Raw genomic sequence first — 14,581 nt, 5'->3', positions numbered from 1 at the left:
CTCGGCCGGCTTGTCCGGCCCACCAATCCCAGACGCGCCAGCCTGCACCCACAGGCTGGCGTTTTGGTGTTCAAAACCCGATTTTGCCTGTATGGCCATCGTCATGGAACAAGTCCGACGCATTGCAGGGGTCGTAACGCAGGGGTTTCAGCTGGTGATCAGCTGGCCGCCCTTGGCTGTGCTCATTGCCTCTGTCAGCCGGACCATGGCCCGCGAGGTGATGTTGTTTGCCGGGGGCGTATCCTTCTTCACCCTGCTGGCCATTTTTCCGCTCGTCGCCGTCGCGGTGGCCATCTATGGCCTGGTGTTCGATGTGAGCGATGCTGCGGCACAGATTGACCGTTTTGCCAGTGTTATCCCGGAATCGGGCCGGGCCTTTGCCGAACGACAGATCGCGCCGATCGCCGAGGCACCGCGCGTGTCGCTATCTTTGCAAGGCCTTGTGGCACTTGGAATTTCGTTTTTTGCGGCGTCCCGGGGCGCCAAAGCCGTGATTGCCGGGCTCAATCAGATCGGCGGTGTGGGTGATCTGCGGAATGTGATCAAGTTCAATGCCGTCGCTATGATGACGGTGGTAGCCGGCGGCGCCTTGCTGGTGCTTGTCAATATCGTGGTGTTTTCCATTCCCACGATTGTCCGGCCGATTTTCGACGCAATGGGGCTGGAGTTTTCCGGCATCGATTCTTTCTTCAACGAGTGGACAGCTGTGCTGGTAACAATGATCGCCGCCTTGACCTTGCTTTATCGCTTCCTGATGCGCCGGGCAGGGGGCATCGGCTGGGTGGCATCGGTCACGGCGGCCATGGTCGCCACCTTGATCTGGATGCTCGTATCGGCCGGTTTTTCTTACTATGTGTCCGGCTGGATCCGCCCGACGGCCTATGGTTCCGTCGGCGCGTTGATCGTTTTCCTGTTATGGATCTATTGGGGCGCTTACGCCGTGTTTTTCGGCGGGGCTTTGGCGGTTGAAGTCGATAAACGCCGCAAAGGTGAACTTGCCAAGACGGCATGACTGGCCAAATCCGCTGCAACCGATATAAGCAGCGGCACAATCTCTCTCACCGGAAAAAGGATGCGGGATGAACAAGATCTACCCTGATGCGAGCGCAGCGCTGGACGGCCTTTTGTTTGATGGCATGACCATCATGGCGGGCGGCTTTGGCCTTTGCGGCATTCCGGAAAATGCGATCGACGCCATTCTGGAATCGGGCGTGAAAGACCTCACCATTATTTCGAATAATTGCGGTGTGGACGGTTTTGGTCTGGGCAAGTTGCTAGACGCTAAACGCATCAAGAAAATGGTCTCGTCCTATGTGGGAGAGAACAAGGAATTTGAGCGCCAATTCCTGTCCGGTGAGCTGGAACTGGAATTTAATCCGCAAGGCACGCTCGCCGAACGCATTCGTGCCGGTGGGGCCGGCATTCCCGGTTTCTACGTGAAAACCGGCGTCGGCACCGTGATCGCGGAAGGTAAGGACCATCGCGATTTCAACGGCGAAACATACATTATGGAAACCGGGCTGGTCGCAGATTTGTCGATCGTGAAAGGCTGGAAGGCCGACACCCAGGGCAATATGATCTACCGGAAAACAGCTCGCAATTTCAATCCGATGATGGCAACAGCCGGCAAGGTCACGCTGGCTGAAGTTGAAGAGATTGTTGAAGTTGGCGAACTGGATGCCGACAATATCCACACGGCGGGCATTTTCGTGCAGCGCCTGATCAAGGGCGAGTTTGAAAAACGTATCGAACAACGCACGACGCGCACCAAGGAGAACGCCTGATGCCCTGGACACGCGAAGACATGGCGCGCCGTGCCGCGCAGGAACTCGAAGACGGCTTCTACGTCAATCTGGGTATTGGTATTCCGACCCTGGTGCCGAACTTCATTGGTGAAGAGATTGACGTCACCCTGCAGTCTGAAAACGGCATGCTGGGCATGGGCCCGTTTCCCTATGATCAGGATGTTGATCCTGACCTCATTAATGCCGGCAAGCAAACCATCACCGAGCTACGGCGTACGAGCTATTTCTCGTCCGCTGACAGCTTTGGAATGATCCGCGGTGGACATATTGATTTGTCTATCCTGGGGGCCATGGAAGTCTCTCAGGATGGCGATATCGCCAACTGGATGATCCCCGGCAAGATGGTCAAAGGCATGGGCGGCGCAATGGACCTGGTCGCCGGTGTGAAGCGGATTGTGGTGATCATGGATCACACTTCCAAAGCCGGTGATCCCAAGCTGTTGAAGAAATGCACGCTGCCGCTCACCGGCACCGGCGTTGTGGATCGCATCATCACGACGCTTGGCGTGTTCGATGTGACCGACAAAGGTCTGGTTCTGATCGAGCTGGCACCGGAGGTCAGCGTGGATGACATCAAGGCCAGTACCGAAGCTGAATTCACCGTCAGCGAGGCGCTGACGCAGCCTTCCTAGCTGCGGCGATGACCAACCGTTTCGGGATCGGCATTGGCACTATTGTCGCGAGCGGGCTGACCACGCTGACATTCGTGACGTTTCTGGGCGCCGTCTTTCCGGCGGCCCCGAATGATGTCGCCCGGACGCACCTGATCATTGCGGTCATCCTGCCATTTTTTGGTTTCATTACGGCGGTTTTGCTAACCGCGAGCGCTTATCTTCTGAGTGCGGCACGCCTGGCACAAATCTGGATATTGCTACCGCAACTGGTCTCTGCGGCGTTCAACTTTGTGCTGCTCGTGATGGTAACAAACCAGACCACGGCTGCATTGAGCCAATGGTTTGAGACCGGCACCGGAAGTTCCGAGGATATCGACTGGATTATCCGTGCCGGCCTGGCCGTGGGTGTGCTGGCCGTGATTGTTGCATTGACCGTGTTTTCTGTCCGGCACTTTTCATCGTCAGACGCAAGAAAGTCCGATAAAAAACAATCGTAAAGCATCCAGATTTAGTGTGGGGAGAGCTCGACCTTTCCGGGCTTTTCCTCACTTCCGCGTGAGCCGCATGACCATAGTTTAACTAGGTGATTTAGGGGCATCGGCGCATTTTCTGTCCCGCAGAGGGAGGATGCGATGCCGCTTACCCGATTATCTTTGAATAATCCGGCCGCCGTTTTTGTCGGCATTGCGCTGATTGTTTTGCTGGGTGCGGCCTCCCTTATGCGGCTACCGGTTCAGCTGTTTCCCGATACCGATCAGCCCACTGTGAATATCGCAACCTTCTGGCGGTCTGCCTCTCCTCTGGAGATGGAATCGGAAATTGTCGAACCGCAGGAGCAAGCGCTTGCGGGATTGCCGGGCATGGAAGAGATGCGTGTCTTTGTCTCGGAAGGCACGGCCTTTATCAATCTGACCTTCTCGGTCGATACAGATATGACACAGACGGCGATCGAGATATCCAATCGCCTCTCCCAGGTGCCGCCCTTGCCGCGCGATGCCATCGGGCCGAATATTGGCGGCTTCGGCGGGGACGCCCAGCAGAGCCTGATCTGGTTTTTTCTGCAGGCCTTGCCGGAAAACCCCAATGATATTCACACCTACTCGACCTTTGTTGATGATGTGATTGTACCGCGGCTGGAGTCCATTCCCGGCGTCGCAAGCGTCAATATCGGGTGGGGATTGCGGCCCGAAGAATTGCAAATAACCGTCGATCCGTTTCGCGCTGCCGAACTCGGGGTCACCTTGCCGCAAATTTCGGCCGCGATCATCAACAACCAGGATGTTTCGGGCGGAAATGCTGATATCGGCCGCCGATCGTATCAAATGCGCTTTGAGGGTGAGTTTGAACCGCAGGAGCTCGACGAGCTTGTAATCGTCTGGCGCGAAGGCAGTCCTGTCTATTTGCGTGATGTCGCCGAAGTGACGGTCAGCTATGGCGAGCGCAATAACTTTACCTATCAGAATGGCAATCCGGCCATGGGTATCGAGGTCCGCCGCCAGGCAGGCGCGAACGTGCTGGCCGCACTGGACGCCGTGAAAGCCGAAGTCGCTATCATCAACGAGACGCTGCTGGCAGAGCGCAACCTCGTCATGGCACCATCCTTTGATGCCAGCGTGTTTATCATGCGGGCAATCAATCTCTTACGGACGAATCTGTTGATCGGGATCTTGATGGCGGTTGCCGGTTTGTGGCTGTTTCTCAGGCGGACCCGTGCAACGCTCATCATCTCGATGACCATCCCGATCAGCCTGCTTGCGACACTGATTGTGCTTTACCTCTTTGGCCGCACGATCAATGTCATCTCGCTGGCAGGCCTGGCATTTGCCACAGGCATGGTCATGGATGCCGCCATTGTGGTGTTGGAAAACATCATCAGGCGACGCGAACTGGGAGAGGATCCGGATACAGCTTCAGAAAAAGGGGCGGCGCAGGTCTGGGGAGCGTTACTGGCCTCAACGGTGACGACCGTCGCAATCTTTTTGCCACTGATCTTTGTCTCGGACGTTGAAGGACAACTCTTTGCTGACCTTGCGATTACCATCGCCGTTGGCGTGGGTATTTCCATGGTCGTGGCGGTGACCATCTTGCCGGTGGCCGTGAAACATCTGGTGCGCGACCGGAAAACCGGAACAAAACAGCCCATCATGAATGCAATTGCCGATGGCGTGCTGCGGTTGACGGATCGCCGGGCGATAAAGTTCGGGCTCATTGCCGGCCTCATTGCCATTCCGCTGGCCCTTACCTTCGTCCTGCGTCCGCCAATGGATTATTTGCCGCCGGTAAAGCGCGATGCCGTTGATGTCTTTTTTGGCTTTCCGCCCGGCTCGAATATGGACTGGATCGACAGCGAAGTGGCGCAAACGCTGATCGAGCGGTTAGAGCCTTACATGTCGGGTGAACAGGAGCCCGCACTGCGGAACTACTATTTTGGGACTTTTCCCGGTGGCCAGGGCGCAACAGCCGGTATCCGGGTTCAAGATCAAAATCAGGTTCGCGAGCTGGAACGGATTGTCCGCGAAGAAATCATCGTTGGAATCCCGGACGTCTTTGCCTTTGCGCAGCAAGGCGATTTGTTTGGCGGATTTGCCCAAGGCGGCAATATTCAGCTCAACATTCAAAGCGCGGACCCGGATGCCCGAGCAAATGCAGCCCAGCTGGGTTTGCAGATGCTGCGCGAGCGCTTTCCGGGCATAAACATCAATGCCAATCCGCCACCTCAGGCGACACAGCCGCGCTTGACCATGGTGCCCAATGACCGCCGGATTCAAGAGGCGGGTTGGGCCCGGCGCAATGTTGCCGGCATGATTTCCATGCTGGGCGATGGCCAGTTCATTGGTGAATATTTTGACGGCGAATCACGGATGAACATCATCCTGCGATCTGAAGGCTGGAGTACGCCCGACGAGCTCGCGGGACTGCCGATCGTCACCCCCTCCGGAGCGGTTGTGCCGCTGGATGATCTTGTGTCGATCCGCGAAGAGGTCGGGGTCGGGAATATCCAGCGGGTCGACCGCCGCCGGACCATCACAATTTTCATCAACCAGCCCGAAGGGCAGTCGCTGGAAGAAATACTCACCATTGTGCAGGACGAGGTCGAGCCGGCCATCATGGATGCGCTGCCGCCCGATGGCGTGGTTAGCTATGGCGGAAGCGCGGACAGTCTGGCGCGAGCCCAGCGAACCATGCTGTCCAATATCGGCCTGGCTTTGGTGATCCTGTTCCTGATCCTTGCCGGCATGTTCCGCTCGATCCGGGACGCGCTCCTGGTTCTCGTGTCGATCCCGCTGGCGGGGATTGGCGGGGTCATCATGTTGTTGATCCTCAACCTGTTCACCAACCAGCCGCTCGACCTGCTGACCATGATGGGCTTTTTCATCCTGTTGGGTCTGGTCATCAATAATGCCATCCTGCTGGTTGATCAGACGCGGCAGGGCGAACGTGACGGCTTGCTCAGACGGGATGCCGTGGATCAAGCACTGCGGATGCGCTTGAGGCCGATCTTCATGAGCACGATGACCAGTCTTCTCGGCATGTTGCCCCTCTTACTATTCCCGGGTGTGGGCAGCGAGATTTATCGGGGTCTAGCCGCGGCGATTGTTGGCGGCATGAGCGTCAGCCTGATCTTTACCCTTCTTTTAATTCCCAGCCTGCTGCGGCTGGGCGAGACACGGCAAGCGCAACGCGTTGCAGCTGCGCGCGCCCAACCGGCGGAATAAACAGATGATGAAACTCGTGACGTCATTCGCTCTGGCCTTCTTCACGGCGGCTACCGCTCTGGCCCAGCAAGGGCCGCCTCCGGCAAATGTCCGGGTGGCAGAGGCGGTCGAAACGGATATGGCACCGACGATCCAGAGTCCCGCAACCGTATTGAGCCGGAATGATTCACGGATCGCCGCGGAAGCCAATGGCAGGGTTGTCATGGTCGCCGAACCCGGTGACCTCATCGAGGCTGGTGAACCGGTGGCGCGGCTGGACGATATGCAAGCGCGGCTGCAATTGGGCGAAGCGCAAGCACGGCTCGCGCGTTTGCGGGCAAATGCAGATTATCAGAGTTCCGAATTTGAAAGATGGTCTCGATTGGCTGAAGCCGGGACCGCGCCGCAAACGCGATTGCGGGAGGTTGAACTGGCGCGGAATCTGGCCGTTCAAGAGCTCAACGAAGCGCAAAGCGCCGTACAACGTGCACGGTTGGATCTCGCGCGGACCGAGATCCTGGCGCCTTTTACAGGACGCGTGGTAGAACGCCTTATCCAGGTGGGAGAGTATTCTTCGCCCGGGCGGGAAATTGTGCGGCTGGTGGATACGAACTCACTTGAGGCCCGCAGCCAGGCCCCTTTGAGTGTTGCAGCGTTTATCGCCGTCGGTGACGAGGTTGAAGTTGGCGACGGCGATCGCCGGATTCTGGCGCCAATCCGCGCGATTATTCCTGTTGGCGATGCCGTGTCCCGCACCTTCGAGCTTCGTATCGAGCTGGACAATTCACCCTGGATCGCGGGATCGGGCGTTCGTGCCTACTTGCCGCGCGGTGAATCGGTGCATGTGGTTGCTGTTCCTCAGGATGCGATTGTCCTGCGGACGAGAGGCAGTCATGTCTGGTTCATTGGAGAGGACAACACTGCAGAGCAGGTTCAGGTGGTGACCGGCGATCGAAATGGCGAATTGATTGCGGTAACCGGCGAGATTGCCGCGGGAGATCGTGTGGTGGTTCGCGGGGCAGAAAATCTCCGTCCCGGTCAGGCGGTTAACATACTCAATGAAACACAAATTGCGGGCGGCACGTCGGGTACAGGCGGGAATGTCGCGAACTAAACCGGCTAGCAAACGGGTACGTTGATTGCGAGCCCGCCTTGCGATGTTTCCTTGTATTTGTCCGACATGTCCTTGGCGACGTCATTCATCGTCTTGATGACCTGATCGAGCGACACTTTGTGCTCGCCATCACCCGATAAGGCGAGGCGGGCTGCATCAATCGCTTTTACGGCGCCAATGGCATTGCGTTCGATGCAAGGAATTTGAACCAGCCCGGCCACGGGATCACAGGTCAGGCCCAGATTGTGTTCCATGCCGATCTCTGCTGCATTCTCGATCTGCAGATTATTGCCGCCCAGCGCCGCCGCCAGTCCGCCCGCGGCCATGGAACAGGCGACGCCCACTTCGCCCTGGCAACCCGCTTCCGCGCCGGAAATCGAGGCGTTTTTCTTATACAAGGCACCGATGGCGGCAGCCGTCAGATAAAAACGAAGAATCGCATCCTTGTCGTCGGACTTCCAATGGTGGCGGTCATAATAACGTACAACAGCTGGAATGATCCCGGCTGCGCCATTGGTGGGCGCTGTGACGACCCGCCCGCCAGCGGCGTTTTCTTCATTCACGGCCATGGCCCAAAGATTGATCCAGTCCATGAAGGTGAGGGGATCTGCCTCGGCTTTGTCGGGATTGTTCAAGAGCGCTCGGTGTATGGAAGGAGCCCGGCGCTTTACGTTCAGCCCGCCTGGCAGAATGCCTTCCTCGCGAAGGCCGCGATTTATGCAACCTTCCATGGCCTTCCAGATTTCACGGACACCCTTTCGTATCTCGTCTTCGGACCGGAAAGCCTTCTCATTTTCCAGCATGATTTGGGGAATGGTCAGCCCGGTTTCCTTGCCAATCCGCAGAAGGTCATCACCGGTATTGAATGGATAGGGCTCACCCTCCTGTTCGCCCACTGCGGAGTTGCGTCCGGCTTCGGTTTCATCGATTACAAAGCCGCCGCCGATCGAGTACCAGATTTCCTCGCGCAGCACGTCTCCGGTAGCTGTTTCGGCGATGAATTTCATGGCATTGGAGTGAAAGGGCAGGCGCGTTTCGCCCTTGAAGAGCAGGTCCCGACCGTATTCGAAATTGATCTCTTTTTGTCCACCGGCTTTCAGCCGTTTGGTCGATTTAATGCGGTCGATGGTGGGTGCCATTGTATCCGGGTCGATCTCCGCCGGGTCCTGACCTTCGAGGCCCAAAAGAACAGCCGAATCCGTGCCATGCCCGACACCGGTGAAGGCAAGCGAGCCGTAGAGCTCACACGACAACCGGTTGAGCGAGGACAGGTCATGGTCTTCGGCCACGCGCTCCACAAAAATCTTGGCTGCCTTCATCGGGCCAACGGTGTGAGAGCTGGACGGGCCCACGCCAATCTTGAAAAGATCAAAGACGCCGAGATGCATGGGGTTTAGCTGTCGCCGAGGCCGCGATCCGGGGTGAATGCGTTAAAGCAAAGGATAGTCTGCGTATCTTTGATGCCCGGCAGGATCTGAACACGCTGGTTTACGAAACGGCCGATATCTTCATCAGCATCAACCGAGAAATGCGCCAGCAAGTCATAAACGCCGGAGACGGAATGGACGTGGCGGGCCTCGTCGATCTTGTCGACGATATCGCTGGCTACATCATAGGTTTTGCCGAGCTCGCATTTGATGAAAACGTAAAACTGGCGCATGCCTGAAGCCTCCTGGACCCGAATGTTCTAGCCGGGTTTCCGGCGTCTGCCTACATGGATTGACCGCCATTCAGCGCGATGGCCTGGCCGTTTATGCTGCGACTGTCGGGATGGCAGAGCCAGCCGGCGATTTCTGCGACTTCCTCGACCTCTAACAGACGCCCTTGCGGATTGCTTTTGGCAAGTTCCGCGATGGCTTGTTCCCGCGTTGCGCCGGTTTTCTCGATGATCGTCCGGATGGCGCTCTCGGCCATTTCGGTGCGGACATAGCCTGGACATATCGCATTCACGGTGGTCTGAGTCCTGGCCCATTCGGCTGCCAGGGCACGGGTCATCCCGATAACGGCATGCTTTGAGGCGCAATAGTGCGAGATGTAGGGGCCTCCGCCCAGGCCCGCGATCGAGGAAATATTGATCACCCGGCCATGATCAGCCTCGCGCATATCGTTTGTAACGGCTTTGGTGCAGCGGAAAACACCGGTCACATTTACATTCTGAATGCGCAGGAATTCCTCTTCGCTCAGGCGATGGAAGGGCGCCGACGAGGCAATGCCGGCATTATTGACGAGAACCATCACTGGACCGTTTTCCTTGGCGGATGCGAAGGCGGTTTCCACCGAAGCCGGGTCGCTGACATCACACTGAATGGCCGTTGCACGCTCGATCTTGGCCGCCTCTTTTTCCAGACGTTCCAGATTACGTCCCATCAGCACACAATTTGCGCCATCGGCTGCAAGGCGTTTGGCAATGGCGAGGCCAATACCCGTTCCGCCACCCGTAATGACCGCGGTTTTTCCATCCAGATGCGTCATTCAGCTGTCCCTTTTCCAGGTCGAAAATTTGCCGCCCGATGTCGCTAGTTCGACGATTAAAGGTGCGGGCGTCCACCATTTGGAGCCGTATTTGCTCTGATAATGCTCAATGCGCGCAAGCGCGTGATCAAGGCCGAGTTCGTCAGCATAAAACATCGGCCCGCCGCGATAGCGCGGGAAGCCATAGCCATTGGCGTAAACCACATCGATATCGCTGGAGCGCTGTGCTATGCCCTCGGCGAGAATGGCCGCGCCCTCATTGATCAGGCCGAGCATGCAGCGCTCGACGATTTCGTCTGATGAAATGGCCCGACGCTCTATTCCGTGTTCCTTGGCGATGTCTTCGATCAGATCATCGACCAGCGGGTCGGGCTGGGGCGTGCGATTGCCTTTATCGTAGCGATAAATTCCCGCACCATTCTTCTGACCCTTCCGGTCCATTTCCACCAGCCGGTCGTGTAAGGCCGAGGCGAGCGGCTCGTAATCTACGCCCGCTTTCAGGGACCGCCGGTTGTCATATCCGATATCCAGCCCCGCCAGATCGGCCATCGCCATGGGCCCCATCGGCATACCGAACTCATAAAGCGCTTTATCGACTTCTTGTGGGGTAGCGCCCTCAATCACGCACAGGCCAGCCTCGCGGCCATAGCCTTTCAGCATGCGGTTTCCGATGAAACCATGACATACGCCGGATACGACCGGGACCTTGCGAATCCGCTTGGCGGCATCCAGCGCGGTTGCCAGCGCTTCGTCAGATGTTTCCTTGCCGCGTACAATTTCCAGCAGGCGCATGACATTCGCAGGCGAGAAGAAGTGCATGCCCAGAATACGCGTCGGGTCCTTGGTGCCAGCGGCAATTTCATCAATGTCGAGATAAGAGGTATTGGTGGCGATGATGGCGTCTGGCCGAGCGACCGAATCCAGTTCCGTAAACACGGATCGTTTCACGTCTATGCGTTCAAACACGGCTTCGATGATGAGATCGCAAGCAGCGAAAGCGGACCAGTCATCAGCCGGTTGAATGCGATCAAGACGATCCAAAGCTTCGGCTTCGCTCATCCGGCCCTTAGCGGCAGAAGCCTTGTACAGGTTCTCAATGCGCTCCCGGCCCGCCTTGAGGGCATCGGCATTGGCGTCAAACAGACGAACGGCGAATCCGGCATTTGCGAACGCCATGGCGATACCACCCCCCATCGTGCCGGCGCCCACAACGCCAATTAGTCCGAGGGATTTCGGCGCCGCAGCAAGCCCATCGACTTTTGCGGACAAGCGCTCGGAAAAGAAGAGGTGGCGCATGGCCGCGGCCTGGGAACCGCCGACCAATTCCATGAACAGATCGCGCTCTTTCTTCAGCGCGTCTTCGAAGGAAAGTTCTGCGGCCGCCAGGACCGCTTCTGTCGCTTTTTCAACGGCGAGCTGTCCGCGGCGGGTCTTGTTGGCCCTGGCCAGAACCCCATCCAGCTCTGATTTGTCACAAGCGGGAACCGGCAAGTCCTTCACGCGGCGCTTATCCGTGACGGCCGCTGCAAAGGCGAAGGCGTTTTCAAGAATGTCGCCATCGGCGACTTCGTCGCACAGGCCGATCTCAACCGCTTTGGCAGCCCCGATGGGTTTGCCATCCAGTGTCATTTTCAGCGTTTCCGAAATGCCGATCAGACGAGGGGAGCGCTGCGTTCCGCCTGCGCCCGGGAAAATGCCCAGCTCGATCTCAGGATAGCCGACCCGGCCTTTGCGATCGATGATGCGATAGTCACAGCCCAGTGCGGTTTCCAGCCCGCCGCCCAGCGAGGTGCCTTGCATGGCCGCAATCACCGGAGCCGGGCAGGCCTCCAATGCCTCAATCATGTCGAGCAGGTTGGGTGATTGCATGGGCTTGCCGAACTCGGTGATGTCAGCGCCTGCAAAGAAGGTCCGGCCTTCGCAATGCAAGATAACCGACTTGGCGTCGCCGACATCAGCCAGGGCTTTCACAACGCCCTCCCGCACGGCAAAGCCCAGCGCATTTACCGGCGGGTTGTTGACCTTGATAATCAGGCAATCACCGCGGCGTTCAGTAGTGACGATTTCGCTCATGTGACGGCGGCCTTTTGCTTGAATTGGGCGTCGTCCCAGGCCCGGCTTTCCATGATGTCAGCGAGAATGCTGACCGCATTCCAGACGTTTTCATATGAGTTGTAGAGCGGTGCAAATCCGAAGCGGAGAATATCGGGCGCGCGGAAGTCGCCGATCACATTGCGGGCGATCAATGCCTGCATGATGGCGTAGCCTTCCGGGTGATGAAAACTGACCTGGCTGCCGCGCTGGTCTGCCTCAACAGGGCAGGCGGGTTGGAAGCCATACGCGCCGCATTTCTCTTCAACGAGTTCTAAGAACAAGTTCCCGAGAGCTGACGATTTGGCGCGAATGTCGGCCATATCCGCTTCGAGCATCAAGTCCACGCCGACTTCGAGTGCCGCACATCCCAGAATGCCCGGCGTGCCGCATTGAAAGCGGTCAATGCCGGGGGCGGGCTCATAGAAATCATCAAACGCAAAGGGGGCCTTATGGCCTAACCAACCGGAAAGAGCCGGAAAGACTTTTTCCTGATGGCGTTCAGCGGCGAAAGTAAAGGCCGGCGCGCCGGGGCCACCATTCAGGTATTTATACCCGCACCCCACGGCAAAATCCGCATCACAGCCATTCAGATCAACCGGCATGGCCCCGCAGGAATGCGAGAGATCCCAAATGACAGGAATACCTTTCTTGTGCGCTGCTTGGGTAACGCCCTTCATGTCTTGAACGCGACCGGTTTTGTAATGTGTGTGCGTGAGGAGAAGGGCAGCGACGCTCGCATCGAGGTTTGACAGGATGTCACCCGGATCAACAAGCCTCGCCTCAACGCGATCAGGCGCGATGGCGGCCAGCCCTTCCATCATGTAAGCATCAGTGGGGAAGTTACCGGTTTCCGACAATAATACCGATCGCTCTTCATTTAGTTGAAGACTTGCGCTCAAGCACTTGAACACATTGATAGATGTCGTATCCCCAACGATCAATTCTTTTTCGCTGGCGCCGACCAGGGCCGCAATCTTGCCACCTATCCGTCGCGGCGCGTTGATCCAGTCATTGCTGTTCCAGGACCGGATCAGATCCTGTCCCCACTCACGTTGGACGACGTCTGCCAAGCGCGTTTTTGCCGCCTTTGGCAGACAGCCCAGCGAATTGCCGTCCAGATAGATCAGCCCCTTGGGAATGTCGAAACGATCGCGGAATCTCGCAAGCCGGTCTTCCCGGTCCAGTTTGCGGATCTGCTCTAATGTGGTGGCTGACATGTCAGAGCTCCCTCAGGACAGCGCGCACGGGCGAGGCATCGGCCCCTTCGATTTTCAGGGGCAGGGCGATCAGGTCATATGCACCTTCTTCCACATTATCGAGCACGAGGCCTTCCAAAATGGCCATGCCGGCGCGACGGACCGCATGGTGGGCGTCTAGAGTCTTGGAGGTTTCAGGATCCAGCGATGGGCCGTCCATTCCGACCAATTTAACGCCCGATGACGCGAGTAACTCGATTGTTTCCCAAGCAATCGCGGCATAATCCGAAACCCAATTCCCGGTTGGAAAACGGTCGAAGGTGCGGAACAGCACGCGTTCGGCACCATCGGCTTTTGAGAGATCAAAGTGGGTCGGCTCAACGCGCTCTGTTGCAGATGTCACATCGAAAACAAAACAGCGTCCCAGATAAATGGCAGGGTCGACGTCCGCGATGTCCGCACCTGTTGGGTCATAATGCAAGGGCGCATCGGCATGCGCGCCTGAGTGCGTCGACAGGGTGAGCCGGGAGACATTCACCGGGCATTCCGGATCAATCTGCCAGGTCCGCTCGAGTGAGAAGTTGGTATCTCCCGGCCAGACCGGAAGCTCGGGCCGCAAGATTTGCGATATATCGATGAGACGCTTGGTCATAGGCTATAGGCTGGTCCGGACGGTCCATAGTTCGGGATAAAAGCGAAGTTCCAGCGCTTTCACGAGATAGGAGACGCCGCCGGTACCGCCCGTGCCGCGGCGGTAACCGATGATGCGCTCCACCGTCTTCATGTGATTGAACCGCCATTGCTGGAAGCGATGTTCCACATCGACGAGTTTCTCGGCAAGTTCATACAACGCCCAGTGCTTTTCCGGGTCGGCATAAACAGCCCGCCACGCTGCTTCAACGGCCTCACTTTGCGCATAGGGCTCGGACCAATCCCGTTCGACCTTGTCTGAAGGAATGTCAAACCCGGCCTTTGAAAGCTGGATCAGGGTTTCATCGTAAATACTTGGAAGCGCGAGATACTTCCGGACCTGATCGGCAGCTTTTGTCTTGCCGTGGACGCGCGCCATCGCCGGGTTTTTATTACCCAGACGATATTCCAGCATGCGGTATTGATAGCTCTGGAAACCGGAGCTTTGGCCCAGCTTGTCGCGGAAGCGGAGATAGTCAGCTGGGGTCATGGTGGCGAGGATCGACCAGGATTGAGTCAGCTGCTCCTGGATGCGTGCCATCCGCGCCAGCATTTTGAAAGAGGGACCGAATTCGCCGCGCTTCAAACAATCGATCGCTGCGTCCAGTTCATGCAGGCAGAGCTTCATCCATAGCTCGGAAGCCTGATGAATGATGATGAACATCATCTCGTCATGTTCATCCGTCAGGGGCGTCTGGGCAGTCAGAACTTCTTCCAGCCGCAAATAACGTCCATAAGACAAGCCGCCTTCCGGCGACCAGTGCACATCCTCGCCTGACAGATCGACAGAGGTGCTGATTGTATCCGTCATGAGGGCTCCCTCATTGGTGTGGCCGGAACCTAACCAGTGTTAACGCAAACCGGAAGCGCAAGCGGGCTCGATTTGCAGAAAGGCGGCGCT

At 57.4% G+C, this 14,581-nt stretch carries 13 protein-coding genes; 6 read left to right on the top strand and 7 right to left on the bottom strand.

The window, feature by feature from the left end:
* The first annotated feature begins 103 nt into the window (after positions 1–103).
* The 6 genes from ACO079_RS02950 to ACO079_RS02925 all read left to right on the top strand — a co-directional run bounded on the left by ACO079_RS02950 (position 104) and on the right by ACO079_RS02925 (position 7,228).
* Positions 104–1,012 (top strand): YihY/virulence factor BrkB family protein, encoded by a 909-nt coding sequence (locus tag ACO079_RS02950; RefSeq protein ID WP_421791633.1) that lies wholly within the window; start codon positions 104–106, stop codon positions 1,010–1,012.
* A 67-nt stretch (positions 1,013–1,079) separates the two neighbouring features.
* Positions 1,080–1,784 (top strand): CoA transferase subunit A, encoded by a 705-nt coding sequence (locus tag ACO079_RS02945; protein ID WP_421791631.1) that lies wholly within the window; start codon positions 1,080–1,082, stop codon positions 1,782–1,784.
* Positions 1,784–2,437: a CoA transferase subunit B gene (locus ACO079_RS02940; RefSeq protein ID WP_421791629.1), complete on the top strand. Its 654-nt coding sequence runs from the start codon at positions 1,784–1,786 to the stop codon at positions 2,435–2,437. Before ACO079_RS02945 ends, ACO079_RS02940 begins: the two co-directional genes overlap by 1 nt.
* An 8-nt stretch (positions 2,438–2,445) precedes the next feature.
* A complete protein-coding gene (locus tag ACO079_RS02935; protein WP_421791628.1) occupies positions 2,446–2,916 on the top strand; it encodes a hypothetical protein in 471 nt (156 codons plus the stop codon).
* Positions 2,917–3,051: 135 nt separating this feature from the next.
* Positions 3,052–6,135: an efflux RND transporter permease subunit gene (locus tag ACO079_RS02930; protein WP_421791626.1), complete on the top strand. Its 3,084-nt coding sequence runs from the start codon at positions 3,052–3,054 to the stop codon at positions 6,133–6,135.
* A 4-nt stretch (positions 6,136–6,139) separates the two neighbouring features.
* Positions 6,140–7,228 carry an efflux RND transporter periplasmic adaptor subunit gene (locus ACO079_RS02925; RefSeq protein ID WP_421791624.1) on the top strand — a complete coding sequence of 363 codons (1,089 nt, stop codon included), beginning with the start codon at positions 6,140–6,142 and terminating at the stop codon, positions 7,226–7,228.
* A gap of 5 nt (positions 7,229–7,233) precedes the next feature.
* On the opposite strand, the gene ACO079_RS02920 is transcribed toward ACO079_RS02925, so the two are convergent.
* Genes ACO079_RS02920 through ACO079_RS02890 form a run of 7 tightly spaced genes read right to left on the bottom strand, consistent with a single transcriptional unit; the run spans position 7,234 to position 14,491 of the window.
* Positions 7,234–8,616, bottom strand: a complete 1,383-nt coding sequence (locus tag ACO079_RS02920) for an L-serine ammonia-lyase (RefSeq protein ID WP_421791622.1) — start codon at positions 8,614–8,616, stop codon at positions 7,234–7,236.
* A gap of 5 nt (positions 8,617–8,621) precedes the next feature.
* On the bottom strand, positions 8,622–8,888 hold the full coding sequence (locus tag ACO079_RS02915; RefSeq protein ID WP_421791621.1) for an Lrp/AsnC ligand binding domain-containing protein: 267 nt from the start codon (positions 8,886–8,888) through the stop codon (positions 8,622–8,624).
* Between the two features lie 50 nt (positions 8,889–8,938).
* Entirely contained in the window at positions 8,939–9,700 is a 762-nt protein-coding gene (locus tag ACO079_RS02910; RefSeq protein ID WP_421791619.1) for an SDR family NAD(P)-dependent oxidoreductase, read from the bottom strand.
* Positions 9,701–11,773 carry a 3-hydroxyacyl-CoA dehydrogenase NAD-binding domain-containing protein gene (locus ACO079_RS02905; protein ID WP_421791617.1) on the bottom strand — a complete coding sequence of 691 codons (2,073 nt, stop codon included), beginning with the start codon at positions 11,771–11,773 and terminating at the stop codon, positions 9,701–9,703.
* Entirely contained in the window at positions 11,770–13,011 is a 1,242-nt protein-coding gene (gene kynU, locus ACO079_RS02900; protein WP_421791615.1) for a kynureninase, read from the bottom strand. The genes ACO079_RS02905 and kynU overlap by 4 nt, the downstream gene beginning before the upstream one ends.
* Before the next feature lies 1 nt (position 13,012).
* Positions 13,013–13,642, bottom strand: a complete 630-nt coding sequence (gene kynB, locus ACO079_RS02895) for an arylformamidase (protein WP_421791614.1) — start codon at positions 13,640–13,642, stop codon at positions 13,013–13,015.
* A 3-nt stretch (positions 13,643–13,645) separates the two neighbouring features.
* Complete coding sequence (locus ACO079_RS02890; protein ID WP_421791612.1) at positions 13,646–14,491, bottom strand: tryptophan 2,3-dioxygenase; 846 nt, start codon at positions 14,489–14,491, stop codon at positions 13,646–13,648.
* Positions 14,492–14,581: the final 90 nt, after the last annotated feature.

The organism is Hyphobacterium sp., from assembly GCF_965228115.1.
In the GTDB taxonomy this organism is placed as follows: Bacteria; Pseudomonadota; Alphaproteobacteria; order Caulobacterales; family Maricaulaceae; genus Hyphobacterium.
The sequence above is the reverse complement of the archived record's forward strand: the minus strand, read 5'-3'. Positions and strand labels throughout refer to the sequence as shown.

What these genes read in the sequence shown, in the direction of transcription:
- ACO079_RS02940 (WP_421791629.1), top strand. Translation starts at nt 1,784, where the DNA reads ATGCCCTGGACACGCGAAGACATGGCGCGCCGTGCCGCGCAGGAACTC.
- ACO079_RS02905 (WP_421791617.1), bottom strand. Translation starts at nt 11,773, where the DNA reads ATGAGCGAAATCGTCACTACTGAACGCCGCGGTGATTGCCTGATTATC.
- ACO079_RS02890 (WP_421791612.1), bottom strand. Translation starts at nt 14,491, where the DNA reads ATGACGGATACAATCAGCACCTCTGTCGATCTGTCAGGCGAGGATGTG.
- kynB (WP_421791614.1), bottom strand. Translation starts at nt 13,642, where the DNA reads ATGACCAAGCGTCTCATCGATATATCGCAAATCTTGCGGCCCGAGCTT.
- ACO079_RS02910 (WP_421791619.1), bottom strand. Translation starts at nt 9,700, where the DNA reads ATGACGCATCTGGATGGAAAAACCGCGGTCATTACGGGTGGCGGAACG.
- kynU (WP_421791615.1), bottom strand. Translation starts at nt 13,011, where the DNA reads ATGTCAGCCACCACATTAGAGCAGATCCGCAAACTGGACCGGGAAGAC.
- ACO079_RS02950 (WP_421791633.1), top strand. Translation starts at nt 104, where the DNA reads ATGGAACAAGTCCGACGCATTGCAGGGGTCGTAACGCAGGGGTTTCAG.
- ACO079_RS02930 (WP_421791626.1), top strand. Translation starts at nt 3,052, where the DNA reads ATGCCGCTTACCCGATTATCTTTGAATAATCCGGCCGCCGTTTTTGTC.
- ACO079_RS02925 (WP_421791624.1), top strand. Translation starts at nt 6,140, where the DNA reads ATGATGAAACTCGTGACGTCATTCGCTCTGGCCTTCTTCACGGCGGCT.
- ACO079_RS02945 (WP_421791631.1), top strand. Translation starts at nt 1,080, where the DNA reads ATGAACAAGATCTACCCTGATGCGAGCGCAGCGCTGGACGGCCTTTTG.
- ACO079_RS02915 (WP_421791621.1), bottom strand. Translation starts at nt 8,888, where the DNA reads ATGCGCCAGTTTTACGTTTTCATCAAATGCGAGCTCGGCAAAACCTAT.
- ACO079_RS02920 (WP_421791622.1), bottom strand. Translation starts at nt 8,616, where the DNA reads ATGCATCTCGGCGTCTTTGATCTTTTCAAGATTGGCGTGGGCCCGTCC.
- ACO079_RS02935 (WP_421791628.1), top strand. Translation starts at nt 2,446, where the DNA reads ATGACCAACCGTTTCGGGATCGGCATTGGCACTATTGTCGCGAGCGGG.